Genomic DNA, 15,952 nt, shown 5'->3' with positions numbered 1-15,952 from the left:
CTGAATAAACGCTCGGAGGCGGAAGCGGTGACGGCGGAACTGGACGAAGCATGGAAAAAAGAGAATCTGTGCGTGTATGTCTTTGTGCTTTCGGAGAACGGCGACAAGGCTTCGGATACGAAGTACGTGGAAGTGTCGTAAAGAGGGGACGGAGAATGATGAAGGAGGAGGAATATTTCCTCCTCCTTGTTTTTTGTCTTATCTACGGGCGTACAGGATGAAAATGGCGGGACGTTTGTGGAGGTCGGGCGTCTGTTTCTTCCATTCCTGTACGGGCATCGTCCGGATGTATTCGTTGTCGGTACTGATATCGCAGGCTATGGAGAGGAGAGTTTGCGGGGCGAGTACGGACAGCATCTGTTGAAAGAGTTTCATATTCCGGTAGGGGGTCTCGATGAAAATCTGGGTACGGTTTTCCGCTGCCGATTGCTTTTCAAAATGGCGCAACGCCTTGGCGCGTTCGTTTTCCTTGACGGGAAGATAGCCGTTGAAGGAGAAGTTTTGTCCGTTGCAGCCGGAAGCGATTAACGCCAGCAAAATCGAGGAGGGGCCGACCAGCGGGACAACCGGATAGTGGTGACGGTGAGCCAAGGCGACCAGTTCGGCACCGGGGTCCGCGATGCCCGGACAACCTGCTTCGGAGATGATTCCGACGTCGCCTTGTTCAAGCCAGGATAAACAGTGTTCGATTTGCCGCCGGTCCGAGTGTTCGTTCAGGTCTAAAAAGACCAGTTCGTCGAGGACGATGGATTTGTCTATTTTTTTCAGGTATCTCCGGGTATCCTTGGGGTTTTCGGAGGCGAATACCCGTAGTTGCCGGATAATGTCCGTGACTTCAGAAGGGATGACCCTGCGGATACTTGTTTCACCCAACGTGTTGGGGATGAGATAAAGCCTGCCCATGACCGTGTTTTTAGGTTTCGGGGCCGAAATTAGTGGATTTAATCGGAATAAAAAATAGGCCGGGAATCCGGGAAAATGTTTTAAATTTGTTCGGAATAATGGTAATGTTTTTATGAAACTGACGATTTTGGGAAGCGGTACGTCACAAGGAGTACCCGTTATTGCCTGTGAATGTGCGGTATGTCGTTCGACGGACCGGCACGATAAGCGGCTGCGGTGTTCGGCCATGCTGGAAATCGGGGGGAAGAATATCCTGATAGATGCGGGCCCGGATTTCCGCTGGCAGATGCTTCGGGCAGGCGTGAAGGATTTGCGTGCCGTCTTGCTGACACACGGGCACAAAGACCATATCGGAGGCCTGGACGATATTCGGGCTTTCAACTGGGTGAAACAGGCTGCCGTAGACGTATATGCCGATGTGAGGACAAAAGAGGCGGTATACCAGGATTATGCCTATGCTTTTTGTGAAAACAAGTATCCGGGTGTGCCGGACATTCATTTGCAGGTGGTGGATGACCGTGCTTTCCATATCGATGGCGTGGAGTTTATACCGATACCGGTTATGCACTATAAATTGCCCGTGTTGGGCTATCGGACGGGAAATTTCGCTTATGTGACGGACGCTAATTTTATTCCGGAAAAGTCCATGAACAGGTTGGCGGGCGTGGAGTATCTGGTGATAAACGCTTTGCGGAAAGAGGAGCATCTGTCGCACTTTACGCTGTCCCAGGCACTGGAGGTCATCGACCGCCTGCATGTAAAACATGCGTGGCTGACCCATATCGGGCACCAGATGGGGCTGGCGGCGGAAGTTTCCGGGGAATTGCCCCCGAATGTGTCGCTGGCGTACGACGGATTGCAAGTTGAAATTTAGAGAAAAGTTTGGAACTGTTTTGGTGGAAATTCCATCAAATTTATTACATTTGTAGGATTTTCGCATAAAAGGCGAACCAATGCGTGCTATTATTGTATTTACAAACAATTATTTAAATATAAATGGAAAACGAGGGAGAAAAAATAATTAAGATTAATATTGAGGAAGAGATGAAGTCGTCCTACATCGACTACTCCATGTCGGTGATTGTTTCGCGGGCGCTGCCGGATGTCAGGGACGGAATGAAACCGGTGCACCGACGGGTGTTGTATGGGATGAGCGAGTTAGGCGTTACTTCCAATAAACCTTATAAAAAGTCTGCCAGAATTGTGGGAGAGGTGATGGGAAAATACCACCCGCATGGTGACAGTTCCGTATACATGACGATGGTCCGCATGGCCCAGTCGTGGTCTTTGCGTTACCCGTTGGTGGACGGGCAGGGGAACTTCGGTTCCGTGGACGGGGACAGTCCCGCTGCCATGCGTTATACCGAGGCGCGCATGAAGAAGATTGCCGAGGAGATGCTGGCGGATTTGGATAAAGATACGGTAGACATGACTCCCAACTTCGATGAGTCACTGAAAGAGCCGACCGTATTGCCTTCCAAATTTCCGAATCTTTTGGTAAACGGTGCATCGGGTATTGCCGTAGGTATGGCAACCAATATGGCGCCTCACAACCTGAAAGATACCGTGGATGCGGTTTGTGCTTATATCGACAATAACGATATAGACATTGAGGAACTGATACAGATTATCAAAGCGCCGGATTTTCCGACCGGAGGTACGATATACGGTTACAACGGCGTAAAAGAGTCGTACCGCACGGGACGGGGACGCATTATCGTGCGTGCCAAGACGTCCATTGAAGTGACTCCCGGCGGTAAGGAAAAGATTATTGTTCATGAAATCCCTTATCAGGTAAATAAGCTGGAGTTGATACAGCGTATCGCCGAGCTTGTCAATGAGAAGAAGATTGAGGGTATATCCAATGTCAATGACGAGTCTGACAGAGAGGGTATGCGCATCGTTATCGATATTAAGAAGGATGCGATTTCCAATGTCGTGTTGAATACGTTGTTGAAACATACGGCATTGCAGTCTTCGTTCGGTGTGAACAATGTAGTTTTGGTACACGGACGTCCCAAGCTGTTGAATTTGAAAGATTTGATAGCTTGTTTCGTTGAGCACCGGCACGATGTGGTGACCCGGCGGACACAGTTTGAATTAAACCAGGCAGAGAAGAGAGCCCATATTTTGGAGGGATTGATTATCGCCTGCGACCATATCGATGAAGTGATAAAGATTATCCGCGGTTCCCAGACGCCGGAAGAGGCCAAGAATACGTTAATCGAACGTTTCAGTTTGAGTGAGGTTCAGGCTGCCGCTATCGTGGATATGCGTTTGCGGCAATTGACGGGACTGGAACAGGATAAATTGCGTGCGGAATATGAAGAGATTGAGAAGTTGATTGCCCATTTGAAAGAGATATTGGCAAGCGTGGAGTTGAGGATGGAGATTATCAAGAATGAATTGCTGGAAATGAAGGCCGCATATGGTGACGAGCGCCGTACGGATATTGTCTATGCTTCCGAAGAGTTTAATCCGGAAGATTTCTATGCGGACGAAGAGATGGTGATTACGATTTCCCACATGGGATATATCAAGCGTACGCCATTGACGGAATATAAGGTGCAGAACCGGGGAGGAGTCGGCTCGAAAGGCTCTGCCACCAGAGACGAGGATTTCCTGGAACACATGATTATGGCAACGATGCACAATACGATGCTGTTCTTTACCGAGAAAGGAAAGTGTTTCTGGCTGAAAGTGTATGAGATTCCGGAAGGGACGAAACAGGCCAAAGGACGTGCTATCCAGAACCTGCTGAATATTGACCCGGATGACAAGGTGAAGGCTTATATCAACCTGTTAGACTTGAAGGATGTAGATTATATAAATAGCAACTATATCGTATTGTGTACCAAGAAAGGTATTATCAAGAAAACGACGCTGGAGGCTTATTCCCGTCCGCGCCAAAACGGTGTGAATGCGATTACAATCAAGGAGGGCGACCAGTTGCTGGAGGCCAAACTGACAGATGGTGAGAGCGACATTATGTTGGCGGTGAAATCGGGTAAGGCCATCCGCTTCCCGGAAGAGAAAGTGCGTCCGATGGGTAGAACGGCGTCCGGTGTACGCGCTATTACTTTGGGCAGCGAACAGGATGAAGTGGTCGGCATGATTTGCGTTCAGCCGGATAAAGCCAATGTATTGGTTGTGTCTGAAAACGGCTACGGAAAGCGTTCGGATATAGAAGATTACCGTATAACGAACCGGGGCGGTAAAGGTGTGAAAACCATTAACCTGACGGAAAAAACCGGTAGCTTGATTGCTTTGCTGGACGTGACGGATGAAGAACATTTGATGATTATTACCCGTTCCGGTTTGACAATTCGTTTAGAAATTGCATCTTTGCGGGTGATGGGACGAAATACCCAAGGCGTGAGATTGATTAATCTACGGAATGACGATGCCATTGCGGCCGTGGCCAAAGTGTCAGCATCCAAAGAGGAAGAGAATCAGGAAACCGAGGAGGGGAGTGGTGAGGAACAAAACACAGAAATAGAGTAACTCAAATTAATAATAACAAATTGTAGATATGAGAAAATTAACTTTTATCGTAATCATGGTATTCTGTGCTACTTGCATGTATGCGCAGAAAGGAAAAGTTGCACAGGCAATCAGTTATTTAAGTTCCGGTAAATTGGATGAAGCCAAAAAACTTATTGATGATGCAATTACGCATGAGGCTTGCGTGAATGATTCGAAATCTCATTTGACGAAAGGCCAGATATATCAAGGTATATTTGAAAGTCCGCTTCCAGATTACAAAAAGCTCGATCCGAACGCGTTGGATATTGCTTATGAGTCTTACCAGAAAGCGATTGAACTGGATGACAAAGGGAAAATCGGCAAGAAATTGAAGACTCCGTACAATAATTTAATCATAGATTTTACGAATAAGGCAGTAGACTGTTATAATTCAGAGGATTATAAAGGTGCTTTGGAGGCTTTCAAGCGGGTTTTGGAAATAGAAGCTTCACCGATTACCGAATATAAAGGAGTGGATACCGTCGTGATTTTCAACGCCGGAATTTCCGCACAGAGAGCCCAGGAATTCGCACAGGCTGAAAAGTATTACCGTGAAGTATTGAAATACGATTATGAATCAGCCAGAACGTATGCTATGTTGGCTAACGTATTGAAAGAACAGGGCAAAGAAGAAGAGGCTGTAAAGTTTCTGCACAAAGGATATGAATTATATCCGAATGATCCTGTGATGCTCGTAGAATTGATTAACTATTATCTGTTGGGCGGAGAACCGGAAAAAGCAGAGAAGTATTTGGATGCAGCTATACAGCAAGATCCGACGAATCCGTCATTTTACCGGGCAAAAGGTTCTTTGTTTGAGAAAATGGATGAGCCGGAGAAAGCCGCAGAAATGTATGAAAAGGCTTTGAGCATTGATCCGCAGGATTTTCTGTCTCAATATAATTTAGGTACAGTGAAATTGAATGCTGTGATTAAATTCCACGAGCAGGTAAATAATATTACGGATGCAGACGAATATAACAAGAGTATATTACAGGTATATGACGGTTATGAATCAGTTATCCCGTATTTTGAAAAAGCACACGAGGTAAATCCGACAGAGCGGAATACGATGGAAATGTTGAAACAGCTTTATTTTAGGCTAAGAAACAACAAACCGGAATACCAGCAGAAATACGATGCAATTAAAGCACAGTTGGATGCAGCAGAATAGATCACGGTATTAAAAATAAAAAGGGGAATTGAACTCCCCTTTTTTTATATCTATAAAATTTACATAATATAAATTATAGGACTTTTGTAAAAAGTTTAAAAAAGGGTGGTATCTTACGAAAATTATTATCTTTGTGAAGAAATTCTGTAGAACGTATGAAAAAGTTATCTGATAAAGTTATCATTATCACAGGTGCTTCTTCGGGCATCGGCAAAGCATTGGCGTATGAGGCCGCCCGTCAGGGAGCAAAATTAGCCATCGCAGCACGGAATATTGATGAGCTACTGATCATTGAAAAAGAATTGAAAGCCCAACATACGGATGTGCTATCAATTCGTACGGATGTTACGAAAGAATTAGCCTGTAAGGAATTAATCGAACAAACATTTGATTATTTCGGCCGTATTGATGTACTGATTAATTGCGCGGGAATTTCGATGCGTGCCTTGCTGGATGACGTGGACCTGAATGTGATTCGCAAGGTCATGGATGTCAATTTCTGGGGAACGGTCTATTGTTCCAAGTATGCCCTTCCCTATTTGCAGCAATCCCGCGGGACGTTGGCCGGGGTTATCTCGATTGCCGGCTATATCGGTCTTCCGGGCAGAACAGGCTATGCTGCCAGTAAATTTGCCGTAAGGGGCTTTTTGAATACCGTCCGGATTGAAAACCGCAAAAAAGGATTGCATGTATTGGTCGCTGCTCCCGGTTTTACGGCATCTAACATACGGAAATCAGCATTAAACAGTGAAGGACGCCCACAAGGAGAAAGTCCTCGCAATGAGGGAAAAATGATGTCGGCAGAGCGTTGTGCCTCGATTATCATAAAAGGAATCAGAAAGCGTAAAAGGGAGATTATCATGACCTTTGTAGAGGGAAAATTAGCCGTATTTTTAAGTAAATGGCTCCCTCGTCTGGTAGATAAATTGAGTTATTCACACATGGCAAAGGAACCGGACTCCCCTTTTAAGTAAAAATGTGTTTGATATGAAGTATTTACTTTGGTTTTTGCTTTGTATTTGCGGACGAATAAGTATCGTTTATTCACAGATATTGTATCCGGAAGTGATGGAGAAACAACAGATTATCGTCAGCCCGTTGAAGGTTCCCGATATTGTGTTTCCTCATGATTTATCCGCATTGAAAAAAACATTGAAGAATACTTTTATCGAAAATCCTGCCGTACGTTACGCCCTAGAAAGTGTAAAACAGGATGATAGCTATAACAAGGAGTTGCAGGAAGCGTTGAATATTTTAATACGTCATGCAGAAGATGAACACGTGCAGCCCGTTGTGGAAGCCGTAAAGAAATACATGGCGGAAGCCGGAGAAAAAGAAATTGCTTTGCGGAAAGCGATTAAACAAATGGAAACGGACAGTATGGATTATTATAATTGTAATCCCTATTATCAGCATGATACCACTATTCCCCGCTATTATAACAGTCCGTTGAAAACGTTGGTCTCCCATATCCGTAACGATTCAAATTATATCTGGTTACGAGAAATCAGCAAGGATTCCGTTGAGTTTCATTTTTCCAACAGCGCCGCCCAACAGCTGGATTTGTGGATGAATACCGGAAGACCGGATTATCACCGCTTTTGGCTTATCAACCGAAGCGGCGATTCTATCGGTACGTGGATACAGGTTTTACCCGAAACAAATAACGTTCGGCTTTATGTGGACGATGATGTATATCAATCGCACGGCGTAGATTATAAGAAAGCGCCGGAAGCCTTGATTAAAAACCAGCCGGGAGATGATTATTACAAAATCAATGATCTTCACCGGGGAGAATTATGGCGCCGGCATTGGAGCCAGTATGCAGAGATTGAAGCCGCCATCGGACAAGGGTATTTATCGAATTGGGCCAGCGGTGGTGAAAATTCGTTGTCATTCCTGACGAATATCCGCTATTTCATTAATTATAACAAGAATAAAACCAGTTGGGAAAATCTGGTACACTATCGTTTGGGATTTTTACGTTCCGGAAGCGAGGACATACGTAAGAACGAAGACCGTTTGGAGTTAAATTCCAAATTGGGACAAAATGCTTTCAAGCACTGGTATTATACCATTCAACTGAATATTGTCACCCAGTTGTTTAATTCGTATGAATATCCGAATGAGAATGAAAGGAATTTAGTCGCTAATTTCATGTCTCCCGGTTATTATACATTGTCTATCGGTATTGATTATAAGCCGAGTGGGGACTTCTCTCTGTATTTGTCTCCTTTGGCAGGCAAATGGACCTGGGTACGTGATACCAATGGTATTGACCCTACCCGTTACGGTGTGGAGGAAGGCAAGAAATCCAAAGGTGATGCCGGTGCACAAGTCAAACTGATTAATAAATTTCCGCTGCTGAAAATTATGGATGTGCGGAACGAGTTGACCTTGTTCAGCAGTTATTATGAGCCGAAACAGAGTTTTACCGCAGACTGGAAAGTACAGATTGATTTTAAGATTAATTATTTTATGCGGGCTTCGGTTTATGCGAATTTAATATATGATGAGAATTATTCGGACAAACTTCAGTTTAAGGAGACATTAAACCTGGGGGTAAATTTTAGATTTTAGGAGTATGATTAGTTTTGACAACTGCGAAATAGTCAATATTGTTATCCATAATATCGGTAATAAATATGAAGGTGGAGAATTGGTTTTATCAGAAGCCTGTTTTTTACCGGAGGACACAGATGTGTTGGGGTTACTGAAAAATTATTTTTTGGCATCTTTTAAAAAAGATGCTTTTTATAATTTTCTTGCTTATGAAGGAGACTTGATGAATAATCCTGTGTACGCTTCCAGTACTTCCATTTTCCGGGATAACAGCCAATTTTACGAACAGTCGTTGAATATAGCCCGCCAGCTTTTTGAACAATCCAATAATCCGAATATCAAAGCCGGGGAATTGTATGTCGTTCATTTCCGGAATTGCAATATAGAAGAAGGAGTCTGCGATGCTATCGGTATTTTCAAATCCGAAACCAAAGATACGTTCTTTAAGATTGTGATGAATAAGAATACGTATCAGCTGGAAAGCGAATCGGGCATTAACATCAAGAAGCTTGACAAGGCTTGTCTGGTCTTCAATGTCCATCCGGAAGAAGGTTATAAAACCCTGGTGTTGGATAAGACAAACAGTAAAGAGGCGGTTTATTGGATTAGCGATTTTCTGGGTTTGCAACCGACGAATGACAGTTATTTTCAGACAGCCAACTATCTGAACCTATGCAAAGACTTTGTAAGAGATATTTATAATGAGGAGAATGATGTATCCAAAGCCGACCAAATCGATATGTTGAACCGTTCATTGAATTTCTTTAAAGAAGCGGACGTTTTTTCCGAAAATCGCTTTAAGGAAGAAGTTGTACGGGAACCCGAAGTCATTTCAGCTTTTGAAAACTTCAAGAAACAATACGAAGAAGAGAATGAAACTCCTTTTAGTGATACTTTCCCCGTCTCGGATTTTGCGGTAAAAGATGAAAAGAAATATTTCAGACATGTATTGAAGTTAGACAAGAATTTTCATGTTTACATTCACGGACAGCGAAGGTATATCGAAAAAGGGTATGATACCGCCCGTGATATGAATTATTATAAACTTTATTTCAGAGATGAAGAGTAGTATGCCGACTATTATCAAGAGATTATCACTGTGTTTACTTGCCATCCTGCTGTTCGCAGGTTGTGGCATATATTTTTTCATTTTTCGCTCTAACACCCAAGTTAAGGATGACGGTATTCTTATTATTGACAAAAATGATACTTTTGAAACGGTAACCAAACATTTACAGGAGAAAGGTTATCTCCGGAATCTTTATTCTTTCCAAAAAGTGGCCCAATTGAAAAGCTATCCGAAATTAATCAAAAGCGGCCGCTATAAGTTGAGACCTGGAATGAATAATAATGAATTGATTAATTTATTACGTTCCGGGAAGCAGGAACCTATCCTTTTTACATTTAATAATATCCGAACCTTGAATCAATTTGCCGGAGTGGTCAGTAAACAACTGGAAATTGATTCGGCAGAACTGGTGTCCGTGTTTAGTGATAAACAGTATATTTCACAATTAGGCTTTACCCCGGAAAATCTAATCGGAATGTTTATACCGAACACATACCAAATTTATTGGGATATTCCCGCCCGTAAATTCCTTGACCGTATGCACCATGAATACCATAAATTCTGGAATCCGACCCGCGAGCAAGCGGCAAAGAAAGCGGGCCTCTCTCCTATGGATATTACCATTATTGCCTCTATCGTAGAAGAAGAGACGGTCTTGCCGACAGAATACCCGATCATCGCGGGGGTATACGTCAATCGTTTAAAACGGGGCATTGCTTTGGCAGCCTGTCCTACATTGAAATTTGCCTTAAACGATTTTTCATTAAAAAGAATCTTGAAAAAACACACGGAAGTAGAATCTCCTTATAATACTTATAAGCACAGAGGACTTCCTCCGGGACCGGTACGGATGCCTTCTATCCGTGTTATCGATGCCGTTCTAAATTACCAACAGCATGATTATCTGTACTTTTGTGCTAAAAGCGACTTCTCAGGCGGACATTATTTTTCAAGAACATTGCGCCAGCATAATGAATATGCCAACGAGTATCATAAAGCATTAAACAAGAAAAAAATCTACTAAAAAGATGTTATTATTTTTTATTTTTTTAATTTTTGTTCTATCTTTGCGGCGATATTTTAATTACATACTAATAATCAATTAATTATGTTAAACCATTACGAGACCGTTTTCATTACAACTCCCGTTTTATCTGAAGCCCAGATAAAGGAAGCGGTAGAAAAATTCAAGAATACCATTACGGAAAATGGTGGTACAATTGAACATGAGGAGGCTTGGGGACTTCGCAAACTGGCCTATCCTATTCAAAAGAAGACAACCGGATTTTACCATTTGCTTCAGTTTGAGGCAGAAGGTTCGTTAATCGATCAGTTGGAAACAGCTTACAGACGTGACGAGCGAGTAATCCGCTTCTTGACGTTTAAATTAGACAAGTATGCTTATGAGTATGCTTTAAAGAGAAGAAGTAAAATTGAAAAAAAAGAGGAGAAATAAGCCATGGCACAGAATGAAAGTGAAATAAGATATTTGACCCCGCCTTCTGTTGAAATCAAGAAGAAAAAATATTGTAGATTCCTAAAAAGCAGAATCAAATATATTGATTATAAGGATCCAGAATTTTTGAAGAAATTCTTAAACGAACAGGGAAAAATCCTTCCGAGAAGAATAACAGGTACTTCTTTAAAATATCAAAGAAAAGTGGCTACCGCAGTAAAACGGGCAAGACATCTTGCATTACTGCCTTATGTAACTGATTTAATGAAATAATAAAGGAAGGAGGATAAAATGCAGATTATATTATTGACAGATATAGCAAACTTAGGCCATAAGGACGACATAATCAATGTAAAACCCGGTTATGGGCGTAATTACCTTATCCCTCAAGGATATGCTATCCTTGCGACAGAATCGGCCAAAAAAATTGTAGCTGAAAATATAAAGCAAAGAGCTCATAAAGAAGCTAAATTGAAAGCCGAAGCAGAAGAATTGGCAAGCAAATTGGAGGCAGTTAAACTTACAATTCAGACAAAAACCAGTAGCACTGGAAAAATCTTCGGTTCTGTTAACAGCATCATGATTGCAGAAAGTCTACAAGCTCAAGGTTTCAATATTGATCGGAAGAAGATTATGTTGAAAGAGATTAAAGAAATCGGAACCTATACCGCTCTTATTAAGCTTCACAGAGAAGTAAAAGTTAATGTTGAGTTTGAAGTTGTTTCCGAATAATTTAAAATGACTTAAACGTATTTCCAAACAAAAAGCACCTTAATCGGGTGCTTTTTTATTATTGCAATTTTTTATCTTTGCATAGACTTACAAGATTGGAAGAATGGGAATGCAAAATATAGAGTTAAAGGGAGTTCGTGTCCATAATCTAAAAAACATCGATTTAACTATCGGGTTAAACAAATTAATTGTCGTTACCGGAGTCTCCGGAAGCGGGAAGTCGTCATTGGCTTTTGATACTTTGTATGCAGAAGGACAGCGAAGATATGTTGAAAGCCTGTCTTCGTATGCCCGCCAATTTTTGGGAAGGCTGAATAAACCGGAATGCGATTATATAAAAGGAATCCCTCCTGCTGTCGCGATAGAACAGAAAGTTAATACATCCAATCCCCGTTCTACGGTAGGGACATCGACAGAGATTTACGATTACATTAAGTTATTGTATGCCCGTGCCGGACAAACCTTCTCTCCTATTTCCGGACAAGAAGTGAAAAGAGAACAAGTAGATGATATATGCCGTTTTGTTTTGAAGGGTAATAACGGCAAGAATGTAACCATCCTTTGCAAAAAAGAGCGCTTACATGAAAAACAAACTCTGTCTTTATTACTGAGTCAGGGATTTGTTCGTATTAAATACGGGGACGAGTTTCTACGAATTGATGATGTTCTTGCTGGAGAAGGAAAATTAGCAGAGTCCGAAAATATTTATTTAGTTATCGATCGAATTACTATCAGCGAAGAACAAGATATCGTTTCAAGGGTCGCAGAATCGATAGAAACCGCTTTGTATGAAGGAAAAGGAGTCTGTTTTATTGAGTTAGAAGGGAAAATTCATTCATTTTCCAATCGATTCGAGGCTGATAACATGACATTTCAAGTGCCCACGGTAAACATGTTCAGTTTCAACTCCCCTGTTGGTGCTTGCCCTAAATGCGAAGGTTACGGACGTATATTAGGTATTGACGAAAATCTGGTTGTCCCCAATAAAACATTGAGTGTCTATGAAGATGCCGTTGTATGTTGGCGAGGAGAAATTGTAAGTGAATGGAAACGTCAATTGATAAAAAATGCACATCATGTAAATTTCCCAATACATACACCTTATTTTGAATTAACGAAAGAAGAAAAAGATATTCTTTGGAAAGGTTGTAAATATTTTGATGGTATAAATCGTTTTTTTACCCACTTAGAATCTCAAAAATATAAAATACAAAACCGCGTATTAATTGCCAGGTATACAGGGAAGACATTATGCCCGGAATGTAATGGTTCTCGTTTGAAAAAAGATGCCTTTTATGTAAAAGTCGGCGGGAAAACAATTCCAGAATTAGTTGAAATGCCGATAAGCGAATTAAGCATATTTTTCAATGAACTACAATTAAATGATTATCAACAAAAGGTTGCTGCCCGAATTCTTCCTGATATTAAAAACAGACTTCATTTCTTGTTGGATGTTGGTTTAGGGTACCTAACCTTAAACAGACTTTCTTCGACTCTCTCTGGTGGTGAATCTCAACGTATCAATCTGGCAACCTCTTTGGGGTCCGCTTTGGTCGGCTCTCTCTATATCTTAGATGAACCGAGTATCGGATTACATTCAAGAGATACCGATCAGCTTATCCAGGTTTTAAAGAAACTACGAGACATGGGGAATACCGTGATTGTAGTAGAGCATGATGAAGATATAATCAAACAAGCCGATGAAATCATAGATATAGGACCTTATGCCGGACGCTTAGGCGGTGAGGTCGTTTTTCAGGGAAACCATGAAGCTTTGAAAGATGCCAATACTTTAACTGCGGATTATCTTTACGGAAAAAAAGAGATAACTTACCCCAAGGAAAGACGAAAAACAAAGAAAAAGATTACGTTAGTCGGAGCTACGGAAAATAATTTGAAAAACTTAACGGTAGATATTCCACTGGGAGTTTTAACTGCAATAACAGGTGTTAGTGGTTCCGGAAAGAGTACATTGATTAAATCAATATTAGTTCCCGCATTAAAGAAACATTACGGAGATTATTCCAGTCCTGCCGGTAGTTTTGAAAAACTTGCCGGCAATCTGAAATCTATTTCCGGTGTTGAATTTATAGACCAAAATCCCATTGGTAAATCAACGCGTTCCAATCCTGTTACCTACATTAGGGCCTGGGATGATATACGCAAAATATTTGCAGACGAGCGCATGGCTCAGTTACAAGGTTTTAAACCCTCTCATTTTTCATTCAATGTACCCGGAGGACGTTGTGAAGAGTGCCAAGGAGAAGGTATAATAAAAATTGAGATGCAGTTTATGGCTGACGTGTACCTTGAATGTGAACACTGTAAAGGGAAACGCTTCAAAGAAGATGTTTTAGAAATAAAATTCAAGGATAAAAACATCTATGATATATTGGAAATGACTGTTAATCAGGCAGTGGAATTCTTTTCACTTGGAAATAGCTATTGTGAACGCAGTATTCTAGATAAATTGCAAAAATTGGTGGATGTCGGCTTGGGATATATTAAATTAGGACAGCCCTCGAGCACTTTGAGCGGCGGAGAAAGTCAACGTGTAAAATTGGCTTACCACTTAAGCAGAGAAAATGCAGACCCTACCCTATTTGTATTTGATGAACCAACGACAGGACTTCACTTTCACGATATTCACAAATTGATGGATTCCATTAATGCCTTAATCGACAGAGGACATACAGTTTTAATTATTGAGCATAACATGGATGTTATTAAGTGTGCTGATTATATTATAGATCTCGGACCGGAAGGTGGTAGTAAAGGAGGAAATATTGTATTTCAGGGAACTCCGGAAGAATTAATTGCCTGCAAAAATTCTTATACGGGTAAATATTTAAAAGAAAAACTGATTAAATAATGAAAAAGATAGTTGATTTCGTTGTCAAGGAGAACAAACTACTCACCGACAACATGTTTTTATTGACATTACAATCGAATGAACTTCCAACTATTCTACCCGGCCAGTTTGTTAATGTAAAAATAGAAGACTCACCCACCACTTTCTTGCGACGTCCAATTTCAGTTTATGATGTAGATGAAACTAATGGCTTATTGTACTTATTGATTAAAATAGCCGGTGCAGGGACCTTAAGATTATCAAAACTAAAACAAGGAGAAAAGTTGAATATTATACTTCCTTTGGGAAATTCATTCTTTATTCCATCAAATGGACATTGTTTGTTGATAGGTGGCGGAGTTGGTATCGCTCCGATGTTTCATTTAGCAAAGAAAATGACTTCTTTAGGATTGAATCCGACTCTTTTAATTGGAACTCGTTCAAAAAAGGAAATTGTCCAACAGGAGATTTTAAGCCAATATGCTGAATTATACTATACAACAGAAGATGGCTCGTATGGAGAAAAAGGATATCCTACTCAACACTCCATATTACAGCAAAAATTCGATTATGTTTATAGTTGCGGCCCGGAAGTAATGATGAAAGCAATAGCAAATTACGCATACAAAAATGATATATCTTGTGAAGTGTCTTTAGAAAACATGATGGCTTGCGGCATTGGTGCTTGTTTGTGTTGTGTCACAGAAACTCAACAAGGACATAAATGTGTATGTACCGAAGGTCCGGTATTTAATATAAAAGATTTAAAATGGCAGAATTAAAAATAGAATTAAACGGATTAAAATTGAAAAATCCGGTACTAACGGCATCCGGAACGTTTGGATATGGACGTGAATTTTCAGATTTTATAAATTTAGCAGATTTAGGAGGTTTTATTGTGAAAGGAACAACCTTAAAACCTCGAGAGGGAAATCCTTATCCTCGAATGGCAGAAACACCATCTGGAATGTTAAATGCTGTCGGATTGCAGAATAAAGGAGTCGATTATTTTATAAATCATATATATCCAGAAATTAAAGATCTCGAAACAAATGTGCTGGTAAATGTTTCTGGGGCTACTATTGGAGATTATATTGCAACAGCAGAGAAAATAAATGAATTGGATAAAATTCCCGGTATTGAATTGAATATATCATGTCCCAATGTAAAAGAGGGAGGAATGGCTTTCGGTACCCGCTGTTCTTCTGTCGCAGAAGTGGTGAAGGCCGTAAGACATGTATATAAAAAACATTTAATGGTAAAACTATCCCCCAATGTCACAGACATACAGGAAATAGCTTTAACAGCAGAGTCTGAGGGAGCAGATTCTGTGTCCTTAATCAATACTTTAATGGGAATGGCTATTGATATTCGCAAACGTTCCCCCATACTTAGCACAACAACAGGAGGATTAAGTGGTGCATGTGTAAAGCCAATTGCCCTTAGGATGGTTTGGCAGGTTGCTAAAGTTGTAAAAATTCCTATCATTGGACTAGGAGGAATTATGAATGCATCAGATGCGATTGAATTCTTATTGGCAGGTGCTTCTGCTATTCAAATAGGTACGGCTAATTTTATAGATCCGACCGTAACAATAAAGGTCATAAATGGCATTAATGAGTATTTAGATCAAAATGGATTTAAATCCATTAAAGATATTATCGGATTGGTTTAAATAAA

At 40.9% G+C, this 15,952-nt stretch carries 14 protein-coding genes; 13 read left to right on the top strand and 1 reads right to left on the bottom strand.

Annotated elements, in window-relative coordinates; translation table 11 throughout:
- Positions 1–198 precede the first annotated feature (198 nt).
- Positions 199–903: an SAM-dependent methyltransferase gene (locus NFR61_RS01500; RefSeq protein ID WP_251619975.1), complete on the bottom strand. Its 705-nt coding sequence runs from the start codon at positions 901–903 to the stop codon at positions 199–201.
- Positions 904–1,015: 112 nt separating this feature from the next.
- On the opposite strand from NFR61_RS01500, the gene NFR61_RS01495 reads away from it, so the two are divergent.
- The 13 genes from NFR61_RS01495 (at position 1,016) to NFR61_RS01435 (ending at position 15,947) form a co-directional block, all read left to right on the top strand.
- Complete coding sequence (locus NFR61_RS01495; RefSeq protein WP_251619974.1) at positions 1,016–1,777, top strand: MBL fold metallo-hydrolase; 762 nt, start codon at positions 1,016–1,018, stop codon at positions 1,775–1,777.
- A 122-nt stretch (positions 1,778–1,899) separates the two neighbouring features.
- Positions 1,900–4,407 (top strand): DNA gyrase subunit A, encoded by a 2,508-nt coding sequence (gyrA, locus tag NFR61_RS01490; protein WP_251619973.1) that lies wholly within the window; start codon positions 1,900–1,902, stop codon positions 4,405–4,407.
- Between the two features lie 28 nt (positions 4,408–4,435).
- Entirely contained in the window at positions 4,436–5,602 is a 1,167-nt protein-coding gene (locus NFR61_RS01485) for a tetratricopeptide repeat protein (protein WP_251619972.1), read from the top strand.
- A gap of 155 nt (positions 5,603–5,757) precedes the next feature.
- Positions 5,758–6,576 carry an SDR family oxidoreductase gene (locus NFR61_RS01480; protein WP_251619971.1) on the top strand — a complete coding sequence of 273 codons (819 nt, stop codon included), beginning with the start codon at positions 5,758–5,760 and terminating at the stop codon, positions 6,574–6,576.
- Between the two features lie 13 nt (positions 6,577–6,589).
- Positions 6,590–8,182 carry a DUF3078 domain-containing protein gene (locus NFR61_RS01475; RefSeq protein ID WP_251619970.1) on the top strand — a complete coding sequence of 531 codons (1,593 nt, stop codon included), beginning with the start codon at positions 6,590–6,592 and terminating at the stop codon, positions 8,180–8,182.
- A 4-nt stretch (positions 8,183–8,186) separates the two neighbouring features.
- On the top strand, positions 8,187–9,233 hold the full coding sequence (locus NFR61_RS01470) for a nucleoid-associated protein (protein WP_251619969.1): 1,047 nt from the start codon (positions 8,187–8,189) through the stop codon (positions 9,231–9,233).
- Positions 9,223–10,257: an endolytic transglycosylase MltG gene (gene mltG, locus NFR61_RS01465; protein ID WP_251619968.1), complete on the top strand. Its 1,035-nt coding sequence runs from the start codon at positions 9,223–9,225 to the stop codon at positions 10,255–10,257. Before NFR61_RS01470 ends, mltG begins: the two co-directional genes overlap by 11 nt.
- 84 nt (positions 10,258–10,341) lie before the next feature.
- Positions 10,342–10,689 (top strand): 30S ribosomal protein S6, encoded by a 348-nt coding sequence (gene rpsF / locus NFR61_RS01460; protein ID WP_251619967.1) that lies wholly within the window; start codon positions 10,342–10,344, stop codon positions 10,687–10,689.
- A 3-nt stretch (positions 10,690–10,692) separates the two neighbouring features.
- Positions 10,693–10,962 (top strand): 30S ribosomal protein S18, encoded by a 270-nt coding sequence (gene rpsR / locus NFR61_RS01455; RefSeq protein ID WP_251619966.1) that lies wholly within the window; start codon positions 10,693–10,695, stop codon positions 10,960–10,962.
- Positions 10,963–10,980: 18 nt separating this feature from the next.
- Positions 10,981–11,421 (top strand): 50S ribosomal protein L9, encoded by a 441-nt coding sequence (gene rplI / locus NFR61_RS01450; RefSeq protein ID WP_251619965.1) that lies wholly within the window; start codon positions 10,981–10,983, stop codon positions 11,419–11,421.
- 103 nt (positions 11,422–11,524) lie between these two features.
- Complete coding sequence (uvrA, locus tag NFR61_RS01445; RefSeq protein WP_251619964.1) at positions 11,525–14,293, top strand: excinuclease ABC subunit UvrA; 2,769 nt, start codon at positions 11,525–11,527, stop codon at positions 14,291–14,293.
- Entirely contained in the window at positions 14,293–15,054 is a 762-nt protein-coding gene (locus NFR61_RS01440; RefSeq protein WP_251619963.1) for a dihydroorotate dehydrogenase electron transfer subunit, read from the top strand. The genes uvrA and NFR61_RS01440 overlap by 1 nt, the downstream gene beginning before the upstream one ends.
- Positions 15,042–15,947, top strand: a complete 906-nt coding sequence (locus NFR61_RS01435; RefSeq protein ID WP_251619962.1) for a dihydroorotate dehydrogenase — start codon at positions 15,042–15,044, stop codon at positions 15,945–15,947. Before NFR61_RS01440 ends, NFR61_RS01435 begins: the two co-directional genes overlap by 13 nt.
- The last annotated feature ends 5 nt before the right edge of the window (positions 15,948–15,952 follow it).

This window comes from Odoribacter lunatus (genome assembly GCF_943193135.1).
In the GTDB taxonomy this organism is placed as follows: Bacteria; Bacteroidota; Bacteroidia; order Bacteroidales; family Marinifilaceae; genus Culturomica; species Culturomica lunata.
This window is presented reverse-complemented; position numbering and strand designations above follow the sequence as displayed.